Annotated in this window: 16 protein-coding genes and 1 tRNA gene; 9 read left to right on the forward strand and 8 right to left on the reverse strand. The window is 62.8% G+C overall.

The window, feature by feature from the left end; genetic code table 11:
- Nucleotides 1-15: 15 nt before the first annotated feature.
- The 3 genes from CAP40_RS12950 to smpB form a co-directional block, all read right to left on the reverse strand.
- Nucleotides 16-2097, reverse strand: a complete 2082-nt coding sequence (locus tag CAP40_RS12950) for a M13 family metallopeptidase (protein WP_086129914.1) — start codon at nucleotides 2095-2097, stop codon at nucleotides 16-18.
- Between the two features lie 104 nt (nucleotides 2098-2201).
- Nucleotides 2202-2762, reverse strand: a complete 561-nt coding sequence (locus tag CAP40_RS12955) for a DUF2062 domain-containing protein (protein ID WP_256924173.1) — start codon at nucleotides 2760-2762, stop codon at nucleotides 2202-2204.
- A complete protein-coding gene (gene smpB, locus CAP40_RS12960) occupies nucleotides 2755-3234 on the reverse strand; it encodes an SsrA-binding protein SmpB (protein WP_086129916.1) in 480 nt (159 codons plus the stop codon). The genes CAP40_RS12955 and smpB overlap by 8 nt, the downstream gene beginning before the upstream one ends.
- Before the next feature lie 225 nt (nucleotides 3235-3459).
- Between smpB and CAP40_RS20480 the strand changes: the two genes are divergently transcribed.
- Together CAP40_RS20480 and recJ are read left to right on the forward strand one after the other, a co-directional pair.
- On the forward strand, nucleotides 3460-3624 hold the full coding sequence (locus CAP40_RS20480) for a hypothetical protein (RefSeq protein ID WP_179188149.1): 165 nt from the start codon (nucleotides 3460-3462) through the stop codon (nucleotides 3622-3624).
- A gap of 50 nt (nucleotides 3625-3674) precedes the next feature.
- The gene (recJ, locus tag CAP40_RS12965) at nucleotides 3675-5438 is read left to right on the forward strand and encodes a single-stranded-DNA-specific exonuclease RecJ (protein WP_086129917.1); all 1764 of its coding nucleotides are present in this window, start codon (nucleotides 3675-3677) and stop codon (nucleotides 5436-5438) included.
- A gap of 194 nt (nucleotides 5439-5632) precedes the next feature.
- Here recJ and CAP40_RS12970 read toward each other — a convergent pair whose 3' ends face one another.
- Together CAP40_RS12970 and traA are read right to left on the reverse strand one after the other, a co-directional pair.
- Nucleotides 5633-6397, reverse strand: coding sequence for a DUF6118 family protein (locus CAP40_RS12970; RefSeq protein WP_086129918.1), 765 nt, complete (start codon nucleotides 6395-6397; stop codon nucleotides 5633-5635).
- A 10-nt stretch (nucleotides 6398-6407) separates the two neighbouring features.
- Complete coding sequence (traA, locus tag CAP40_RS12975) at nucleotides 6408-9293, reverse strand: Ti-type conjugative transfer relaxase TraA (RefSeq protein WP_086129919.1); 2886 nt, start codon at nucleotides 9291-9293, stop codon at nucleotides 6408-6410.
- A 172-nt stretch (nucleotides 9294-9465) separates the two neighbouring features.
- Here traA and CAP40_RS12980 point away from each other — a divergent pair, with 172 nt between their 5' ends.
- The 6 genes from CAP40_RS12980 to CAP40_RS13000 all read left to right on the forward strand — a co-directional run bounded on the left by CAP40_RS12980 (nucleotide 9466) and on the right by CAP40_RS13000 (nucleotide 17996).
- Complete coding sequence (locus CAP40_RS12980) at nucleotides 9466-9771, forward strand: conjugal transfer protein TraD (RefSeq protein WP_066697306.1); 306 nt, start codon at nucleotides 9466-9468, stop codon at nucleotides 9769-9771.
- A gap of 22 nt (nucleotides 9772-9793) precedes the next feature.
- Entirely contained in the window at nucleotides 9794-10015 is a 222-nt protein-coding gene (locus CAP40_RS12985) for a conjugal transfer protein TraD (RefSeq protein ID WP_066697685.1), read from the forward strand.
- A 118-nt stretch (nucleotides 10016-10133) separates the two neighbouring features.
- Nucleotides 10134-13439, forward strand: coding sequence for an S-layer family protein (locus tag CAP40_RS12990; RefSeq protein WP_086129920.1), 3306 nt, complete (start codon nucleotides 10134-10136; stop codon nucleotides 13437-13439).
- 18 nt (nucleotides 13440-13457) lie between these two features.
- On the forward strand, nucleotides 13458-14150 hold the full coding sequence (locus tag CAP40_RS20195) for a hypothetical protein (RefSeq protein WP_066697301.1): 693 nt from the start codon (nucleotides 13458-13460) through the stop codon (nucleotides 14148-14150).
- A 645-nt stretch (nucleotides 14151-14795) separates the two neighbouring features.
- Nucleotides 14796-15521 (forward strand): hypothetical protein, encoded by a 726-nt coding sequence (locus CAP40_RS12995; RefSeq protein ID WP_126516771.1) that lies wholly within the window; start codon nucleotides 14796-14798, stop codon nucleotides 15519-15521.
- A gap of 51 nt (nucleotides 15522-15572) precedes the next feature.
- The gene (locus tag CAP40_RS13000; RefSeq protein WP_179188151.1) at nucleotides 15573-17996 is read left to right on the forward strand and encodes a serine/threonine-protein kinase; all 2424 of its coding nucleotides are present in this window, start codon (nucleotides 15573-15575) and stop codon (nucleotides 17994-17996) included.
- On the opposite strand, the gene CAP40_RS13005 is transcribed toward CAP40_RS13000, so the two are convergent.
- On the reverse strand, nucleotides 17993-18490 hold the full coding sequence (locus CAP40_RS13005; RefSeq protein ID WP_066697297.1) for an ECF-type sigma factor: 498 nt from the start codon (nucleotides 18488-18490) through the stop codon (nucleotides 17993-17995). The genes CAP40_RS13000 and CAP40_RS13005 overlap by 4 nt on opposite strands.
- 531 nt (nucleotides 18491-19021) lie before the next feature.
- Here CAP40_RS13005 and CAP40_RS13010 point away from each other — a divergent pair.
- Nucleotides 19022-19225, forward strand: a complete 204-nt coding sequence (locus tag CAP40_RS13010) for an AlpA family transcriptional regulator (RefSeq protein ID WP_066697294.1) — start codon at nucleotides 19022-19024, stop codon at nucleotides 19223-19225.
- 12 nt (nucleotides 19226-19237) lie between these two features.
- Here CAP40_RS13010 and CAP40_RS13015 read toward each other — a convergent pair whose 3' ends face one another.
- Nucleotides 19238-20470 carry an integrase arm-type DNA-binding domain-containing protein gene (locus tag CAP40_RS13015; protein WP_086129922.1) on the reverse strand — a complete coding sequence of 411 codons (1233 nt, stop codon included), beginning with the start codon at nucleotides 20468-20470 and terminating at the stop codon, nucleotides 19238-19240.
- Nucleotides 20471-20634: 164 nt separating this feature from the next.
- Nucleotides 20635-20709 (reverse strand) — tRNA-Glu (locus tag CAP40_RS13020).
- Nucleotides 20710-20765: the final 56 nt, after the last annotated feature.

The following is a 20765-nucleotide window of genomic DNA, read 5'->3' on the forward strand; positions in this document are numbered from 1 at the left end:
GAGGGGAACTTCAGGTCACCAGATCCGGACGCGCTTGTCGGGCGTCAGGAACAGCTTGGTTGCCGGATCGGGGTTATAGGCCCCGTACCAGGGATCGAGGTTGCGCACGACCCAGGCGCGCTGCTGCGACGGCGAGTGCGGATCGGTGAGCAGGCGCTGGCGCAGATTCGCCTCGCGATAGTTGCGGCGCCATACCTGGGCCCAGCCCTGGTAGAAGCGCTGGTCGCCCGTGGTGCCGTCGAGCACCGGCGACGCCTGGCCGTTCAGCGAGGCCTTGTACGCGTCATGGGCGACGGTGAGGCCGGCCAGGTCGGCCACATTCTCGCCGAGCGTCAGCGCGCCCTTCACATGCATGCCCGGCAGCGGCTCATACTGGTCGTACTGGGCGACCAGCGCGTCGGTGCGCGCCTTGAATGCCTTGACGTCCGCCGGGGTCCACCAGTCGGTCAGGCGGCCTTCCTTGTCGTACTTGGCGCCCTGGTCGTCGAAATGGTGGCTCAGCTCATGGCCGATCACCGCGCCGATGCCGCCATAGTTCACCGCCGGATCGGCGTTCGGATCGAAGAAGGGCGGCTGCAGGATCGCGGCCGGGAAGACGATCTCGACCATGCCGAAATTGGCATAGGCGTTGATCGTCATCGGAGTCATGCCCCATTCCCAGCGGCGGATCGGCTGGCCGAGCTTGGAGACATTGTCGTCATATTGCCAGTTGTTGGCGCGCACATTGTTGCCGAATGCGTCGCCGGGCGTGATCGTCAGCGCCGCATAGTCCTGCCAATGGTCGGGATAGCCGATCTTCGGCTTGAAGGCGGCCAGCTTCTCATGCGCCTTCACCTTGGTCTCGGGCGCCATCCATTCGAGCTTGTCGATCCGGCGGTCCATCGCCGCGATCACGTTCTTCACCAGCTGGTCGGCCGCCGCCTTGGTCTCGGGCGGGAAATATTTGGCGACATAGACTTGGCTGACGTCGTCGGCGAGCGCGCCGGTGGTGAAGTCCACTGCGCGCTTCCAGCGCACCTCCTGCTCCGGCGTGCCCGACAGGGTGGTGCCGTAGAAGGCGAACTGCTCCTTGTCGAAGGCGCTCGGCAGCACATCGGCGAAATTGTCGAGCGTGCGGACCAGCAGCTGGTCCTTCAGCACCGCCAGCGGCGCCTGCTGGATCAGCCGGGCGATGCCCGCAACCGCACTGGGCTGGCCGACGATCACATTCTCCACCGGCGTCTTGCCGGCCGCGAAAAAGGCCTTGAAGTCGAAGCCCGGCGCCGACTTCTGCAGCTGGGCGACGGTCATCTTGTTATAGGTCTTGGTCGCATCGCGGCTTTCGACGCGAGTCCACTGCACTCCGGCGATCTTCGTCTCGAAATCGACGATCGCCTGGGCGCGTGCCGTGGCATTGGGCTCGCCGGCGAGCGTCAGCACGTTGGTGAGGTGCTTGAGATAGGCCGTCTTGGTCTCGACGAACTTGGCGTCCTTCGAGAGGTAATAGTCGCGGTCGGGCATGCCCAGCCCGGCCTGGTAGAGGCTCAGCGCATAGACTTCCGGTTCCTTGTCGTCCTGGCCGACATAAGTGGCGAAGGGCACGCCCACGCCGTTGCGGCGCGCGGCGGCGGCAAGCGCGGGATAGCCGGCCTTGGCGGTCAGCGCCTTGATCTGGTCGAGCCACGGCTTGGCCGGCGCCAGGCCCTTGCCGTCGATCGCCGCGGTATCGAGATAGGTGGCATAGGCGGTGCCGATCTTCGAGTTCGGATCGCCCTTCGCCGCATCGAGGATCGCGTGCGTCTGCTTCTTGGCGTTGTCGTCCAGGATGTTGAACGAGCCATAGTTCGACTTGTCGGCCGGGATCGGCGTGTTCTTCGCCCAGGCGCCATTGGCATAATTGTAGAAATCGTCGCCCGGCTTGATCGCGGGATCCATGCCGGCGGTGTCGAAGCCATAGCTGCCATAGACCGGCTTGGGCTTTTCGGGCTGCGGCGCCGGATCGGGCTCGGTGACCGGCGCGGCCTCGACCGGCGCGGCCGGCAGCGAGGCGTTGTGCGCGCAGCCGGCGAGCAGCACGGGCGCGGCGAGGAAACTGGTGGTGAGGAGCGACAGGCGCATGGGAATCCCCGATGGTTGATCGGGCTGTCTTAGACCGTCGATGGGCTCCGTCAATCGGCTGGGCGTAACATTATTACACCACGATGACGACGTTCCCGCCGCGTTCAGCCGCGCGCGGCCCGCGCGTCGGCGCGCCGCTTCCATTTGCGGGCGATCCACAGCCGCCACGCCAGCGCGGTGCCGAAATAGCCGATCAGGGCAAGCGCGCCGGTGATGGTGATCAGGCCGGTCAGCGTCGCCGGGCCGGCCTGGTGGACCAGCCAGTCGCTCCAGCTCCGCTCGATCACCTGCGCCTTCTCGATCATCGCGCCGGGGCCGAGCATCCAGCTGCCCAGCCAATAGGCCGCCACCCAGAGCGGCGGCGTGGTGAAGGGATTGGTGATGAAGGTGGTCGCGGCGGCTGCCGGGATATTGGCGCGCAGCGGGAGCGCGAGCACGGCCGAGGCGGGGATCTGCCCCATCGGCACCAGCACGCCCGTCACCACGCCCAGCGCCACGCCGCGCGGCACCGAACGCCGCGTGAAGCGCCAAAGCGAGCTGTGCATCACCCGGCTCGCCACCGGGCGGAGCCAGCGATTGCTCTCGACCGATTCGCGGCTGGGCGTCGCCTTGTCGAGCCAGCGGCGGAAACGCGACTTGCCCGAAGCGGGCGCGGGATCACCCACGGTCGCGGAGCAGTCGCCCCTGCTCCCGCTTCCAGTCCCGCTCCTTGATCGAGTCGCGCTTGTCATGCGTCTTCTTGCCCTTCGCCAGCGCCAGCTCGACCTTCGCGCGGCCTCGCCCGTTGAAATAGATGGACAGCGGCACCAGGGTCATCCCTTCGCGCGCCACCGCGCCATGGAGCTTGTTTATCTCCCGCTCATGAAGGAGCAATTTACGGGGGCGCTTCGGCTCGTGGTTGAACCGGTTGCCATGGCTGAACTCGGGGATGTTCGAATTGACCAGCCAGACGCCGCCGTCGTTCACTTCGGCATAGGCCTCGGCGATCGAGCCCTCGCCGAAGCGCAGCGACTTCACCTCGGTGCCGGTGAGCGCGATGCCGGCCTCATAGGTCTGCTCGATGAAATAATCGAACCGGGCGCGCCGGTTCTCGGCGACGGTCTTCACTTTCTCTTGGGCGGGACGCGGACGGGCCATAAGGCGATGCGATGTAGGCGCGGTTTGCCGGAAGCGCCAGCCCGGCCCTTGCAAGGGCCGGGCATGGCGGCGTGCGGGAAATGCGACGAGCCGAGCGGCCGGCGCCGTATTCGCTCGCCTTGTTCGAAAAAATCTTGTACCTACAATATATTGGCGCCCGGAACCCCGAGCATGGCGCGAACTGACAGCAACGGGAAAGCTGCCGCTTGAAGCCGGAGCCTTTCCATGTCCCAGCAGAATGATCGCGAGTATCTCGAGCGACGCCAGCGCCTGAGCGCGGAAAAGGCACGCACCGCCACCGACCCCGGCATTGCCCGCATCCATGGCGAATTCGCCGCGGCCTATGCCCGGCGCCTCGAACTGCAACAGGCGCTGCCCCAGGCCGAATAGGGCGGACCGGGAATGGACAGCCCCCTGCCCGCTGTTCCATAGCCGTCCCTATGTCCGCCGTGCTCAACATCCAGCGCTCGATCACCGGCCAGCCCTGGCATTGGCGCGGCCTAGCCAGCGATTCGCGTGGCGGGCTGGTGCCCGACGATCTGGTGACGCAATTGCTGATCGCCCGCGGCGTGGCGCGCGAGGAGCTCGACATGCACCGGGCGCCGAGCATCCGCGCCTTCATGCCCGACCCCTCGATCTTCCGCGACATGGACAAGGCGGCCGCGCGGCTCGCCGATGCGGTGGAGCAGCGCGAGCAGGTCGCAATCTTCGGGGATTACGACGTAGATGGAGCCACTTCCGCGGCACTGCTGATATTGCTTCTGAGGGACATGGGGCTGGAGGCGCGCCCCTATATCCCCGACCGGCTGATGGAGGGCTATGGCCCATCGGGCGAGGCGCTGGTACGGCTCAAGCAGGAAGGCGCCGGCCTGATCGTCACCGTCGACTGCGGCGCCCAGGCCTTTGAGGCGCTGGAGATGGCGAAGGCCGCCGGCGCCGAAGTGATCGTCGTCGACCACCATAAATGCACCACCGAGCTTCCGCAGGCGCTCGCGCTGGTGAACCCCAACCGGCTCGACGAGACCGAGGGCGCGGCGCACGGCCACCTGGCGGCGGTCGGCGTCGCCTGGCTGCTCGGCGCGGCGCTGATCCGCACGCTGCGCGGACGCGGCTATTTCGCGCGCCGGGCCGAACCCAAATTGCTCGACCTGCTCGACATCGTCGCGCTCGGCACCGTCGCCGACGTGGCTGCGCTCAAGGGCCTCAACCGCGCCTTTGTCGCCCAGGGCCTCAAGGTGATGGCGCAGCGGCGCAACATCGGGCTGAACGCGCTGATCGAGGCCTCGCGCCTCACCCGGGCGCCCACCGCCACCGATCTCGGCTTCGCGCTCGGCCCCCGGATCAACGCCGGCGGGCGCGTCGGCCGCTCGGACCTGGGCGTGCGCCTGCTCACCACCCGCGATCCCGAAGAGGCACGGACGATCGCCGAGGAGCTGAACCAGCTCAACGAGGAGCGCCGCGCGATCGAGGCCGGCGTGCAGGCCGAAGCGGAGGAACTCAGCCTGTACAAGGCGAACCACGCGGTCGCGGTGATCGCGAGCAGGGGCTGGCATGCCGGCGTGATCGGCATCGTCGCGGGGCGGCTGAAGGAGAAGCTCGGCCGGCCGGCGATCGTGATCGCGCTCGACGAGGACGGTATCGGCAAGGGTTCGGGCCGCTCGATCCCGGGCGTCGATCTCGGCGCCGCGGTGCTCGCCGCCAAGGATGCGGGACTGCTCCGGGCGGGTGGCGGCCATGCCATGGCCTGCGGCGTGACGATCGATGCCGACCGGCTCGATGCCTTTGCCGAGTTCCTCGAGGAGCGGCTTTCCGAACGCGTCACCCAGGCGATGGGCGAGCGGGCGTTGCTGCTCGACGCCGTGGTGGCCCCAGGTGGCGTCTGCCCCGATCTCGTCAACGCGATGGAGGCCGGCGGCCCCTATGGCATGGGCTGGCCGGCACCGCGCGTGGCGGCGGGGCCGGTGACGGTGATCAAGGCCGATGTGGTCGGCACGGGCGGCCATGTGCGGCTGATCGTGGCGGGGCCGGACGGGCGCAGCATCAAGGCGGTCGCCTTCCGACAGGCCGATACCGAACTGGGCCAGGCCCTGCTCTCCGCCCCGCGCCACCGCAAGCTCTGGCTCGCCGGCCGCGCCAGGATCGACGACTGGGGCTCCCGCCCCGCCGCCGAACTGCACGTCGAGGACGCGGCCTGGGCGGACTAGCGCCGGCTGCCCTGGGCGGAAAAATCCATCGATGTCGGAAACCACGCCGCGGATGGTGACCCCTACGGGCACCCGGTAACCGTGGCAAGGTACTGTTATGTTTGCCAAACTTGCGTTTGACGACGTGGAGATACCATCAGAAATGCCATCTGTCGATAGGGATTAGGTGGGCCGTTTTGGCATCCTATGCGATTTCAGCGCGGACTTCTGATCTTGACCGTGCATCGCACTGCTTGCCGCGTGGTTTGGGCAGATTTGCGGCAAGCGTCAATGGTATCGCGATTGTCGCGCTGGATGTCAGCGGCCTGCACCAGTGCATTCCATGCCTCAGGGCTGTCGCTTTGCATCAGCCGTGCGCCAGCGTCCCACCGAGAAGATGCGCCCGCCATCCGCGCGGCCATGCGCTCGGGCCAGTGCCAGCTTTCGGGCATCGTGCGGGCAATGGTGCCGGGAAGAATGGACCATAACAGGATGCCAGCCAGCAAAGCGCCGCCTACCGCCTGGTAGAGCTGCTGGCGCTGCTCGGCGGCATTGCGCGCATGGGCCGTGACGCTGCGCATTTCCTGGGCGGCGTGATTCAAGTCGTTCCGGGCCTGGCTGATCCTGTCCTGATCGCTGCGCCGCGCGGCTTCTGCTGCGGCGGCAATCCGATTGCCAATGCTGTCAGGGGTCATCTGCATCGCCGGATGGCCAGCCATGCCCTTCATGCTCTCGCTAATCGCGCCCATCCGCTTGGCTATGTCGATCAGCGTCGGGCCATAGTCGGGAATGACAATGTCGGCGCGCTCGGCGGCAAGGTGCTGAACCGCACGGCGCATCAAGGCCAGTTCGCCTTCCAGGCGGGCGAAAGCCTCGGCGGCGGGATCACCCACGGCATCCGGGGTGGGCGGGTCAGGGTCAGGGTCGGGTTCCGGCTCAAGGTCCAGGGTGAGTTCCACGTCATCATTATCAGTATCCATTGTGTTTCTCCTACAGGCCCATGCCGATTGACCGGCTCCGCTCCATCGTGATGGAGGCGGCAAGGTCGCGGGCCAGATCGCGACCGAGTTCTGCGTTGATGCCCAGCTCGCGGGTGCGACCGCGCAAAAGTGATTCAACCTGCGCGTCGCGCTCAAGCCCCTTCGCCATGTCCGTCATGCGGTTGGTGAGCCGCTGCGCACCGTTGCTATCGCCTTCGCGCTGCATGGCCTGGCGCGCCTGGCCAAGCCGTTGCCAGTCGCTGACAAAGCGGTCTGCACGCTGCGCGGGATCGACGCGGATTTCGGCTTCAAGCTGCATGGCGCGGATTGCACCCTGACTGCGACCATCGGCGGCCTCACGGGCGATCGAGGGCTGGCGCTGCAAGGCGCTGGCGAGGTCGGTTGCGCCATGAGGCCGGATCGCGTCGAGCGCCTTTCCGGCCTTCTCCAGCGCGTCGCGCTGGTGGGGCAGGACCGGCAATCCCTGTTCGCGCATCTGCCCGATGTCAGCGGCGGCGCGAGCGTAGCGTTCGACCGCCCGGCGCTGATCGGAAAGGCCAGCCTGATCGGTCGGCAGCACTTCGAGCCGATTGGCCTGCGGGCGGAAACCGGCGAAGATCGACTTAGCGCGCTCCGGCAACTGACGGGCCATTTCCACGATACGTTCGCGGAAGGTAATGCCGCGCCGCTCGGCGAACTGCTGTTCGGGTTTGTAGTCGCTCGCCATATCCTTGCCGCGCTCGCGGCTCAGAGTGCGGACAAGTTTCGACTGATCGGCGAAGTCGTCGCGCCCATAGTGCAGAGCCACGCCATCACGGTGGCGGGACATCGCGACATAGGCACCGTGGCTGTCCATGCCCGGCGTCGCCAGCACATGGGTGCGGTCCACAGTCATGCCCTGCGCCTTGTGGATCGTGGCGGCATAGCCATGATCGATGTGCGCATAATCCTTGGTGTCGAAAGCGACGTTGCGGTCATCGTCGGTGCGCACGGCCATGCGCTGCGGCGTCACCTGCTCCACGGTGCCGAGTGTGCCGTTTTTGACGCCCAGGCCCCGCTCATTGCGCAGGAACATGATACGGTCGCCGCTGGCGAACTGCCGCTCGCCGCGCTCGGCTCGGATGGTCACATCGATGCCCAGATCGCCACTGGCGCGCAGCTTTTCGCGCGCGACGTCATTGAGTTCGCGCACCTCGTCATTGGTGTGGGTGAGTATGATGCGCGTATCGTCGGGGCTTGCCTGCCGGTCGCGGTCCCAACGCTCGATCAACTCGCCGCGTGCCGCTTCTCGCGTCTCGACGGCATGCACCATGTCGCGCTCGTCATAGGCCTGAATGGCAAGTCCGGTGCGCCCGGTGGCAAGATGCCGGGTGGCATCCTGCTGCCAGCCTTCATGCTGGCGACGCACTTCGCTGATTTCTACGCCGCCGTGTCGTTCGTGGATCGACCGGAACGCAGCCCCGGCTTCGATGGCCTGGAGCTGCTGCGGGTCGCCAACCAGGACAACTTTCGCGCCTGCATCGGCGGCATGGGACAGCACGCGCTCCATCTGGCGCGTGCCGACCATGCCAGCTTCGTCGATCACCAGCACATCGCGCGAAGTTAGCTGCTCGCGCCCCTGCCCCCATTGATGTTCAAGGCTGGCAATGGTGCGCGAGGCAATGCCCGAACCCTGCTCCAGTCCCTCGGCAGCGATGCCGGACAGTGCCGCACCGCGAACGGTGTAACCCGCACCTTCCCATGCCTCACGCGCGACGCCAAGCATCGCGCTTTTGCCGGTCCCAGCATTGCCGACGACAATGCTGAGGCCGCGACTATCGGTCACATGCTCGAACGCGGCGCGCTGCTCGCCCGAGAGCACCAAGCCGCGTTCTTCGGCGCGCGCCGAAGCGCTCGCTTGCTTGTTCTCGCCAACACGGTGCCGTTCACACTCCGCCATCAACTCCGACGCGTGCTGCAACCGCTGTTCGGTTTCGATCATCTGGCGCGATGTGAACCGGTCGTTGCCGCGACCGTCCTTTCCGAGTGCGATGAAGTCTGGCGATCCGCGCACAGCGCTTAGTGCCTCATCGAACTGCTCCTTCCCGTCGCTGTGCCGATGCACGAACATGGCAAGGTCGCGGTTCGTAAAGGTGGCCTGGCTGTGCGTGATCGCATCGAGCGCGACGGCGGGGTTGGCGATGATCCGCTCGCCATTGCGCTGCGCGACAGCACGGTGTTCCTCGATCCGTTCGGCCTCAAGGCCGCGCACGCCCATGCGCGATGCGGCGGGGCCGATCTTGTCCTGCGGCTCCAGCGCAATGCCTTGCGCCTGCAAGGATCGGTGATCGATCCGCGCATCGATATCGAGTTCGGCAAGGCGCTGGTTGACATGATCGGCCCAGCGCTCGCGCCACTGCTCCACCAGCTCAGCCTTGTTCCAGTCGCGTACCTTCGGGCCAAACCCGTCTTTGCCGACTTCGCGCATGGTGAGCATGACATGGGCGTGGGGCTTGGGCTGGCCGTCCGCGCCAATATCCCAATGGACATTGAGGTCGGCGATCATGCCCTTTTCGACGAACTCGGCCTCGGCGAATTCACGCGCCAGTTCGATGCCCTGTTCCTTGGTCAGCTCGCGCGGAATGGCGAACTCGACCTCGCGGGCAAGCTGCGCGTCTTTACGTTTCTCGGCGGCCTCGACCGCGTTCCAGAGCTTTTCGCGGTCGGCGAATTCCTCCGGCGCGCCTTCCGGCAGCAGCACTTCGGAATGGACGACGCCGTCCTTGTTGGTGAAGTCATGGTCGCGGTCGAGCCGTTCGTCGTGCAAACGCTCGGCTCCGCGATAAGCTGCTGCGGCCACGGCGCTGCGCCCGCTCGACCGGCTGATGACTTTAACGGAAAGGTGGAAGATCGCCATGACGGCAATCCATCTACGCCATCAAAGCCACGTCGGCACGACGTATAAGCGCGCCCTCCCATGATAAAATCCTGCTCGGGACTATCTGGTTCCAGAACGTCCCGACGACTCTACAGCATTACGCGCGGCACACTATTATCATGGGCGCATCAACTCTCAACGGAGACTTGCGATGCGTAAACCCAGGGACTTCGATTCGGAACTGAAGGCGCTGGCCGACAAGGCACGTCAACTCAAAGAACGCCGCGTCCAGCAACTCGGCGAACTGGTGATTGCTTGCCGAGCCGATGCCACTGACGCGGAAACACTGGCGGGTGCGTTGCTGGTCATTGCCGAAACCGACGATGCCGCACGAAAGGAGAGCTGGCGCAAGCGCGGGGCTACCTTCTTTCAAGGCAACGCGCGTGGTCGAACTGCGGGAACTGATCGCGACAAAGGCAGCACTACGCCGAATGACAGCGGCGCGGTATCGGCTTGAAGCACAGAAGGCGCGAACCGACATGCGCGAATGGGCCGTGCAACGCCGCGAACGCACGCGTCAACTGATCGAACTGGGCGGCCTCGTCGTGAAAGCCGGACTGGTCGATCTCACCGATGACGATCGCGCCGCGCTCTACGGCGCGTTCCTCACCGTTGCGGCCAAGCTGCGCAGTGAGGACCGTGAACAGGCGCTCGTGTTGTGGAAACGGAAAGGGAAACGGGCATTCGAGAGCGAGAGATAACGAAAATCCTCTCGCATTTCCTGCCATCTCAAAAAATATTTTCAAATCGGTGAACCGAAATTCGCGCCGATGTCGCCTTAGCATAACAAAGACCGAAATTTGCTTCGCGTTCCTGTGCATGGAGACCGGCATGACAATTCATTCAAAGCTACGGCTGAGTGCGGCTGTGATAGCGTTGATGGTGCCGGGAACGGCATGGGCGAATTGCGATCTGACACAGCCCGACGTAATCTGCGACGGCGCGACAGGGGCGAATACGACCGCGACGATTACCGGCAAGCGCTCTGTGCGGTTCCAAAATAGCGAGACGCAGGCAGCCACTACCGGGCTGACTGTCAACGGTGATGCCACCAACGGCGCGAACGTGACGATTGATGCGGGATCGTCGATCAACGCCAGCCAAGCGGCGTCGCTGGGGCCGGGCCAGGCGCTGATTGCCTATACCGCGCTGACCTTGCGTGGCGGCGGTAACGGAGCCACTGCGCGGATCAACGGCGACCTGATCTCGGCCAGTTCTTACGGACTCGACGCATCCACTACGACATCGACCGGGCTGATTGATGTCGCACAAGGCGCGACCTCGACGATCCGGGGTACTTCCTACTCACTGGGCGGATTGAATTACGGCTTTAACGCAATCCGCACCCAAGCCATCGGTGGTGCAGACACGCGGATAACAACCAACGGGACATTGGTTGGCGGTATCAACGCATCCAGCGGCAATCCTAATACCATCGACGATACCAGTGCGGGAGCTTCCGCGTTTCAGATCACCAACAACGGATCGATCCTCGACCTTTCCAACGGACTGGGCGGCATCGCCATCACGCAGCGCGGCACCGGCGATGTCAGCGTGGTCAACAACGGCAGCATCCTGACGACCAGCTTCGGTATCAACGCGAATGTCTACACCCCGACAGGCGTCACTCGTAACGCGGCGACCACGATAACGGTCAATGGCAATATTGGGAGTGCCGCAAGTCGGCCACGCATCGCCGCGATAGTTCAGGTTTCGGGAGGAACCAACACCGGCGATATCCGGATCGGCCTGAACAGCGCCAGCATCTTCGGTGGACTGATTGCTACAGGAGACACGCGCGGGAACGTATCGATCATCGGCACCGGGACCGGCTTGATCTCCGACAATTCGTTCGGTCCGAACCTTACTGCGGCAACCGTCATTGCTGCGAACACGCTCAAGAAAGGACCAGGCAACGTCACGATCGATCTCACCCAGACCATCGGAGTTGATCTGAGGAACTATAATACTGCAACATTGGGGACAGCATCGATTGACGCTGCTACCAGCGGAAGCGGCGCGGTCTCGGTCAACCGGACATCGGGCGGCGGCAACATCACCGTCGCCAATGGCAACGCCATCGATCTGCTCATCAACAGTGGCGTGGGCATTTCCACCGCAGTAGGGTCGTTTGTCCCCCTGTCTGCTGCGGAGCAGGCAACCCGGCTTGACAACAACACCGCCACCCTTGCGGTAACAGTCGGGGCAGGCAAAACAGTCAGTGCGGCTCAGGGCACCGGTATCCGGCTGTTCAGCGGCTATTCGACCGGCGCGGCGACCGCAGACATTAATGGCACGATCAGCGCGGGTAACGCCGGAGTGTGGGGACGCGGCACGCGCAACGATTTCACGGTCACCGTTGCGACCACCGGCAGCATTGCTGGTGCCACCGGAATCGATCTCACCACCGCCGCAGACTATTCCGATCCCAATTCCGACTTCAGCACCGGCGCGATTGTCCAGCTCAATATCACCCCAACTGTGGCGGGCCTGCAACTGGCCGGTGTATTGACGGCGAACAATGCGGGCACGGTTTCGGGCACCACGACCGGAATAAGGCTGATCGCGGGTGGAACGGGAACTGCCGTCGTCACCAACACCGGCACCCTCACTGGCGGCACCAACGCCGTCGCCGGATCGACCGCAGGCACTGCATTCCGCATCACCAATGGCGCAACCGGCACGATGACCGGCGGGATCAACGTCACCGGATCGTCGGTCAGCGCCTCGCTGTTCACCAACTCAGGCCGTTGGAATGTAGGCAGTGGAAACTCGTCGTTTTCGGGCGCATTGGCCAACACCGGCATCATCAACGCGGCGGACGGGGTCGCCGGGAACAATTCCATCACAATCACCGGAAACTACACCGGCGGCGGGCAGATATTCCTTGATGCCAGCACAGCAACCGCCCGTGCCGATACGCTGACCATCACGGGCACGGCGACCGGCACCACCGCCGTCACCGTCAACCGGCTGGCGCAGGGGCGGATCGCGGGCGGATTCCTGCCGCTGATTACTGTCACCGGCGGTGCGGCGGCGGGGGCGTTCACCTCCACTTCCTTTGCCGACGCGGGCGTGTTCCGTGAGAGCTTCGGGGTGAGCAAGACCAACGCTAACCAGTTCGGTATTTTGCAGGCGTTCAATCCGCTGCTCACCGGGCTGGGCGGACTACATGTAACGGCGGCAACAGCGGCGGCGGCACTTGATGACTCCGTGCTACCCTATGTCACTGGCCGCGAGGGTGCTGCTTCAGGCAAGCCGCACCTCGGTCTATGGATACGCGGCACCTCGGGTAGTCTCGGCCAGACGCTGGCGACCGTCATCTCCGACAGCACGACGCAGCTTGCCAGCGCGACCAACCGGCTCGAACTCGATCATCGTTCGATCCAGGGTGGAGCCGATCTCGGTTGGAGCGATCTTGGCGGTAGGGGCTGGTCCGTGCATCTGGGCATCATGGGTGGCACCTATAGTGCCGACGCCACCCAGCCCGCGACACGGATCAAGGTGAATGTGCCGTTTCTGGGAGCCTATGCTGCGTTGACAGGCGACAGGCTGACCATCGAAGCCAATGTGCGGCGCGAATGGCGGCGGTTCGATGTGACCAATGCTGTGCTGTTTGGCACTGCCGCAGCGACCAGAACCAAAGGTCGTGCATGGGCGGGCGCGGTAGCGGCGTCATACCGCCTGCCGCTTGGACACGGCTTTGCACTTACCCCGCGTGCGGCGTTGAGCTGGAGCAACAGCCGCATCGATACCTTTGCCATCGATAATTTCACACGGCTGGCTCCCGGTAGCGACAATAATAGCGTCGCCCGGCTCGGCGCGCGATTGTCATGGGCGGGCAAGGTCGGCTCAGGACTGTTCGCCGAACCCTATGCCGGGGCATATTGGGTAAAGAATATGTCGAACAGCGAGACTGCTACGATCCTCTCAGCGGACGCGGCGGGCACCGTCATCGGCTACAACCTCAATGCCACCGGCTACCGTTCAACTGGCCAATATGTCGCGGGGCTGAGCTTGCGCGATGAGCGTGGCCATCTTTCGGGCTTTATTGAAGGGCGGCTTGACCGGGGGAATAGCGTGCGCGGGCACGCCATTTCGGGCGGTGTGCGGGTCCAATTCTAGTCTCAAGGGAACCAACCCATGTCTTTTGAAGATTTCATGGCCGGAACGGTCGATGCACGGGTTTCCCGAGGGAGTTTTGATCACTCCACCAAGACTTTAGCCCCACTCCCGCTCGATGCCACCGATGCAGCTAAGACGGGCCGTGAAGCGGAGCTGAAAGTGGTTCAGTCCGAAATTGCGGCAAAATTTGACGCGGACTATTTGCCCTGCGCTGCGCAAATGGGGGGCTTGTTCGCGCAGGCGCAATCCTGCCGCACGCTGGGTCAGATGCTGCCACTCAGACTTTTTCAAGCGCAAGGTTACATGATTGGCCATCTGGTTACGCTCTGCCAAGCCTACCAAGCCGATGCTGACGTTCTGGCAAAGCTCGGTTTACCAGGCTTTCAGGCTTATCTCAAACGCTTCGCGGACGACGCGGTACAGGCGCAAGCGGCAATCAAGAACACCGTCGCCGCCGGTATGCCGGGGCCAGGCTTGGAACCGGAAGCATTCTTCGCCGCCTTGAACGCGGGCCTGCCTGTAATCCCTGACCTTCCCCAGCAGGGCGGAGACGTGGGTACGCCCGGTCCTATGACGGGTTGGCCCGGCCTAGCATCACAATCGACGACGATGCCGCCTTCTGGTGGGCTGCCGTTCCTCCCAAGCCCGCCCTTTGGGGGCGATAGAGAACCGAGGCATTCAAGCAACGCGAGGCAAACAGATAATGCGTAGCGCACGATTAACCAAGAAAAAGGAGATAATCAGATGGCAAGCGTATATGTTTCATGGACTGGCGGAATTGACGGATCGGTCTATATCGATGTTGCTTCCGAGACTGTTGGGCCTTTCAACAGTAACTCATACTATACCGTCACTCTGCCCGATGCCGACGGAACCTATCCCGTGCGACCATGGTGCGGAAGCATTGAAAGCTCAAATCAAGTTTCGGTGTCAGGTGGTTATGCCTCGCCCGATCGGATCAACTGCGATCTCGGTTAAACGGGTCGGTCGAGCCGTGGCGGCGTGAACGCATTTACCAATTTGGTGTCTCTGCCGCCATCGTTCGCAGCGAGGAATCTCGAAAGGGAAAGCAATGTGGAAAGCTATGCATGAAAAGTTCGAGGACAGTCAGATGATTGCCCCGAACAGCTACAGGTTCGCTGAGGCGAGAAAAAATCAGATCCCGGAAACCGCAGGATATGGAGCCTGTACATGTTGCGGGTGCGGAAGCTTCTTCAACGACGGTACTGGCGATTGTCGATGTGGCCACTCCTTTGGCCAGCATTACAGCTGACCCATGCTATCGTCGCGGGATCAGTCGATGGCCGAAGTAGCAACCTTCCCGCCGTTCTTTGACTTCCAAGGCCCTATAGGTCGGTGACGGAACTCGTCACCACCTTGTCATCGACACCGATGTGGATCTTGGCTCTGGCCGTGCTCGCCTATGTTGGCCGGAATTGGTTTGAAAGCATGCTGAAAAGCCGGTTCGCTGTTGCCGAGCAACGCATCGCTGCCTCGCTCGCCATCAGGGCGGGACTGCGCTCGCATGAACAGAACGAACTGGTCGCGTTTCGCATCGCGGTCGAGAAGTGGGAATATTTCCTGCAAAGCGGCATCGGCGATCTGACGATGCAGGCCGAATCGAAGGACTTCGAGCCAGCCGATTTTCACAAATCCGATCTCAAACTGTTCGGCAATGTGCGGCTTGCCGCAGTCAAGGCGTCGATCTTCCTGTGCGATCCCAACCTCGAAATCGAACTGCTCAAAACCATCGCTACGATAAGAGCGCTATATTATCCGCTTCTCGAAACGACAATGCACGATCTGCTCGAAACTCAGGAACAAATGCTGCCCTATCTCAATCGTTTGCGGCTGTTCGAGGCCAGTGGTCAGAAGGACACCGTTATCGCGTTGACCGCCGATGAAGCGCAGGTCCTGATCAGCCTGCGGCATCAAATGACGGCAGTTTTGCAGGGCTTTGCCGAGAACCTGTCTAGCCAATATCGCTCCATCGCCGAACAGCTTTACGAACTCAAGGACAAGATCAACGTTCGCACCTATCGCCCTCTGACGAATTCAGAGGTTGATCCCGGGAATGGATAGTCCGGGAGCAATGACGCCGACGCAATCGGCTTTCGATGTCATTCGTGGTATTTGGTAGAAAAATCAATTCAGGATGCCTGTGTGTCAGTCGATTCATTAGCACTCAAGGTTGTTGAAGCCGCACTGGGCATTGATAACGCCGAGGCAAGGCGCGCATTTGTAATAGGTCGTTGTGGCAAGGATGCAGGCTTACGCGCGCGCGTCGAAGAACTGCTTGCACATGAGCATACAAATTTCCGACTGCTTCCCACCGAAAGCCTCATCAAGCCGTTGGGCGTGATTGAGGCGATTCCCAAACGGATCGGGCCATACAAAATCACCGCCGAGATCGCGCGCGGCGGGATGGGGGCGGTGGTCAAGGCCGAGCGTGATGACGGTGTGTTCCAGCAGCAGGTGGCGATCAAGCTGATCCGGGGCGATCTGGCAAGTGACCGCGCCAAAGCCCGATTTGCCGAGGAGCGCCGGATTCTCGCCAGGCTGCGTCATCCGGGCATCGTGCGTATCCTCGATGGCGGCGATGCCGACGGCCGTCCGTGGCTGGCGATGGACTATGTCGATGGCCTCCCAATCACCGAAGCGCTGTGCAAGGCCGGGGTGGACCGGACCGCACGGCTCGATGCGTTCGAGGCGGTGTGTGAGGCGGTGGCCTTTGCCCATCGCAGTCTGGTGATCCATGCCGACATCAAACCATCGAACGTGCTGATGAGCGCGGACGGCGCGGTGCATCTGCTTGATTTCGGTATCGCCCGTTTGATTTCGGTGATTGACACCGACGAGACAGGCGATCCCTATCCGCTGACCAAGGGCTATGCCGCACCGGAACGCGCGGTGGGTGTGGCACCGACGATTACCAGTGACGTGTTTAGCTTGGGCGTGTTGCTGCTGGGGATGCTCGGTTGCAAGGTGCCGGGAGAGGACGGTGATTTCATTCCCGGCACACGCCTGCCGGTAGGGCAGCTTGACGGCGATCTGGGCGCGATTGCCGCCCGCACACTGGCTGAAAAGCCCGAGGATCGTTACCCCGACGTTGCCGCTTTGCTCTCTGACATCCGTCGTATGCGCGCCTTTGTGCCGCTGGCGGCGCGACACGATGCGGGATGGCGTTATGTCGTGGGCCGTTTCATCCAGCGGCACCGGAAGGGTCTGACGCTGACCGGGCTGGCCGCACTTGCGCTGGTTGCGGCGACAGCAATCAGCACGGTCCAGTATGTCCGGGCCGAACGTGCCCGCGCCGAAGCGGACGCAAGGTTTGTCGAGGTACGCCACCTTGCCAAATTCATGCTCACCGAGCTCAGTGATGATCTGAGCGATGCACCGGGAACGGTTGTCGCCCGTGCGCGGCTTGCGGAGGTTTCGGGGCAGTATCTCGAACGGCTGGGCAGCGTTAGGGATGCGCCAGCCGACCTTCGGCTCGATACCGCGCAGGGCTATCGGCGACTGGCCAGTTTGCAAGGATTGTCTGGCACATCGAACCTCGGCCATCCCGATCAGGCCGCGAAATCACTCGATCAAGCTGAAGCTTTGCTAGCGGTTCTGGCAAGGGAGCAGCCGGGCAATCCAGAAGTGCTTGAGGAACTAGGGTGGGTCACTGCCGGTCGATGGGCGATGGCGGCTGACAACGGCAAATCGCGTCAACTGAATAACCGTGCGGCTGGCTATTTCCGGCAAGCCCTTGCCATCGACCCGGCCAGACAGAGCGCGCTGATCGGCTTTCTGGTCACTGAAAAGAGCCGCGCCTATGATATGATCTGGAGCGAAAATCGCCCGGCCGCCGCAGTCCCCGTGCTGTTCTCTGCGCTTTCCCGACTGCGGGCCGTTAGGTTTGAGCGTGTAAACCGGCGCGATGCCCGCCTGCTAGAAGTGAACCTGCTGGGTCGTCTCGGCGATGCTATCTACTACGCAGGCGACAAGCCTGGATCACTTGTTCCCTATCGCGAGGCGGAGGCCATCATCCGCGCCGAGCTTGCCAAGGGAACATCGCTGGTATGGACCGACAAGTTCGGCGAAGCCAAATTCAACATCAGCGGGACGCTTGGCGATATTAACGGGCAGAATGAAGCCGCCCTGCGTGAAGCACGCGAAGGGATTGTGGCCCTTCAACGCGTGCTGGCATTCGGCCCAGATGCTAACATCGAAAAGCGCTTGCTGATCCTCTACGGTCAAGAAGCAAACGTGCTTTCGGATATGGGGCGCATGGCCGAAGCGGTCGCAGCCTCCAACGCCAGTATCGCGCTGCGACGCGAACGACTAGCGCGCGTACCCCACGATCCGCAACGAAATCGCGACCTCGCAGTCGCACTGCCTAACCATGCCGAAGTGCTAGCCCGTGCAGGAAGCCATCGTGCAGCGTGCAATGCGGCCCAGGAGGCTGTTCGGCAATGGACTGCGATCCGGGCCGCTGGAAACCTCGGCGCGCGCGATGCCGCCAAGGACGTTCCCGAAGCTGCGAAAGTAGCGACCCGGCTCTGCGGTTAATTATCAGCCAATTCGTCGGCCAACCATAGCCGCGCCGTCTGCCAGCGCCGTTTGATTGTCGATTCTGAACTTTCCAGCACAACAGCGATTTCGTCAGGTTTAAGACCAACGAAAAACCGCATCTCAACGATTCTTGCAAGTTCGGGTGAGATCGTTTCCAGCTTTGAGAGTGCCGCGTCCAGCATCTCGACATCGACCCCGCTATTCCCGGGGTCGTCTTCAAAAAAGATACTCGGTGCCTGGCGTTTGGCTCGCTTGCGGCTTTTGATTGCATCCATCATGGCTTGCCGCATGATCCGTGCGCCGGTGGCGAAGAAATGCTGGCGGTCGTTCCAACTCATCTGCTCAAGCCTGATGATCCGCAGTGCAGCTTCGTTCACCAGTTCAGTGGGTTGCAAGGTAAGCATGGGTGCGTCACGGTGCAGCATACGTGAGGCCGCCGCGCGCAGTTCATCATACACTTCGCTGAGCAATTGATCGCGTTCGGCCAGCATCGGCACCCCCATTTGCCCAATAGCAAAGAAGGGGCGAGCCGGAAGCAGGATTTTCGCCTCTCAAAAGGTTTGCGGGATGCGGATGTCAAGGGGCAATAAAGTCTGCAACTGCCAGTAATATACCGAAACCGGCACTGACATGGCCTGCGGCTTGCGCCTTTGGCATGGCGCGGGGCAAACTGACATTCAGCGGGCAGACCATCGGAAGGTAGGTCTGCAATGGTGCGCGAGTCGGGCGCGCAATCTGATCAGCAGCAGCGCAACTTTGCGTCGATAGTGTCGAACAACGTGACGTGCGCGTCACAGTTGCGACGGAAATGTGAAATTGCGCTCCGCCAAGCGCTACCCGGCGTCGCCGTGCACCGCCAGCCGCATCCGTTTACAGCCGTCTGCCGCCGTCCGCCTGTATTTACTGCCGTGGCTGCGATTGGCACCGGATGTCCTCGCAAAGGCACTTGAGCGGAAAATTGTAATCACCAAAACTCGGCTCAGGGGGAGCCATTGATAGCCAAGGAATGGAAGAAAGTCCCCATGAACTGCCCTGATCGTATCATCCGCCTGAAAACTGTTCTCGCCCGCACCGGCTTGTCCCGCTCCACCATGTATCGCAAGATCAAAGAGGGCACGTTCCCCCGGCGGGTGCCGATCAGCACGCACGGAACCGGCTGGTACGAATCCGCCGTCAATCGCTGGATAGCCGATCCCCTGCGTTACCGCGAAGATCGCGCCGAATGAGGGAAAGCCGGGTTACTCCCCGGCTTTTGCCTTCTTGAAATCGCCCTTTATGACTTTCGCGCCATCACGCAGGAAGTCGAGATGGTCGGACCAGTGCTGCATCATCCGCACGCGCTCGTCCCAATATTCGCCCCGCGTGTAGGCACGGCGCACGGCGTTGTTGTCGCAATGGGCAAGTTGCCGTTCGATCGCGTCAGGATGCCATAGGCCCATTTCGTTCAGGAGCGTCGCCGCCATCGCCCGGAAGCCGTGGCCGGTCATCTCGTCCTGGGCGAAGCCCATGCGCCGCAGCGCCGCGTTGATGGTGTTCTCCGACATGGGCCGATCCACAGAACGTAACGACGGAAACAGATAGGAGCTGTAGCCCGCGTCATGCTCGATGGTCTTGAGGATGGCGAGCGCCTGGGCGGACAGTGGGATACTGTGGGCGCGGCGCATCTTAGTCTTGTGCTTCGGGATGGTCCAAAGCGCCTCGTCGAAATCGAAGTCGGCCCATTCAGCATAGCGCAGTTCGCCCGGACGCACGAACACATGCGGGAGCAAGCGCAACGCTGCTTTGGTGTTGGCAAAACCCTCGAACGCCTCGATGGCGCGCAGTAGGCCGCCCGCCTCGTTAGCGTTCGTGATCGCGGCGCGATGGACGGGCTGGGGCGCGATGAGCGCGCCGCAAAGATCGGCGGCGACATCGCGCTCGGCCCGAGCCGTGGCGATGGCGTAGCGGAATATCTGGCTGCATGTGCTGCGTAGGCGCTTGGCCGTCTCGTAGCGGCCCTTACCCTCCATCTTGCGGAGCATCACCAACAGTTCCTGCGCGGAGATGGAGGCGACGGGGCGCTTGCCGATGGATTCGTTGATGAAGTCCAGCAGCCAGCGGAGCTTCTTCATGGTGACGCCGGAGCGACCCTCACGCTCGACCTTCACAAGCCATTCGTCGGCTACCGCCTTGAAGCTGTTGGACGCCGCGACAGCCGCCGCAACCTTTTCCAGCTTGATCTGTTCGGCGGGATCATCGCCGCGCGCCAGAACCTTGCGGGCCGCGTCGCGCTGCTCGCGGGCTTCGGCAAGGCCGGTGTCGGGATAGACCCCGAACGCCAGCGTCTTCTGCTTGCCAAGGTAGCGATAGTTCATCCGCCAGTAGCGACCGCCATTGGGGGTGACATAGAGGAACAGCCCGTCACTATCGGTGAGTTTGTAGGGCTTTTCGCGGCCCTTGGCATTTTTGATCGCGACAGCGGTAAGCGCCATGATGGTATCTCCGGCAAGGGGAGGACCGCGCTACCATCAGATATACCATCAGGATGGTGGTATCCGGTGGCACGAAGCCGCTCCGCATGGGATACCTATACCACAAGAAAACCGCAGAAATCAGCCAGTTATGGCATCATCTGGAACCCTCTGGGAGAGGATTTTGGTGACCCCTACGGGAATCGAACCCGTGTTTCAGCCGTGAAAGGGCCGCGTCCTAACCGCTAGACGAAGGGGCCATGCCGAAGCGTGGAGGCGGTCCGTTAGGGAAGGTTGCGCGGCGGGTCAAGCGCAT

The sequence above is a fragment of the Sphingomonas sp. IBVSS2 genome (genome assembly GCF_002127225.1).
In the GTDB taxonomy this organism is placed as follows: Bacteria; Pseudomonadota; Alphaproteobacteria; order Sphingomonadales; family Sphingomonadaceae; genus Sphingomonas.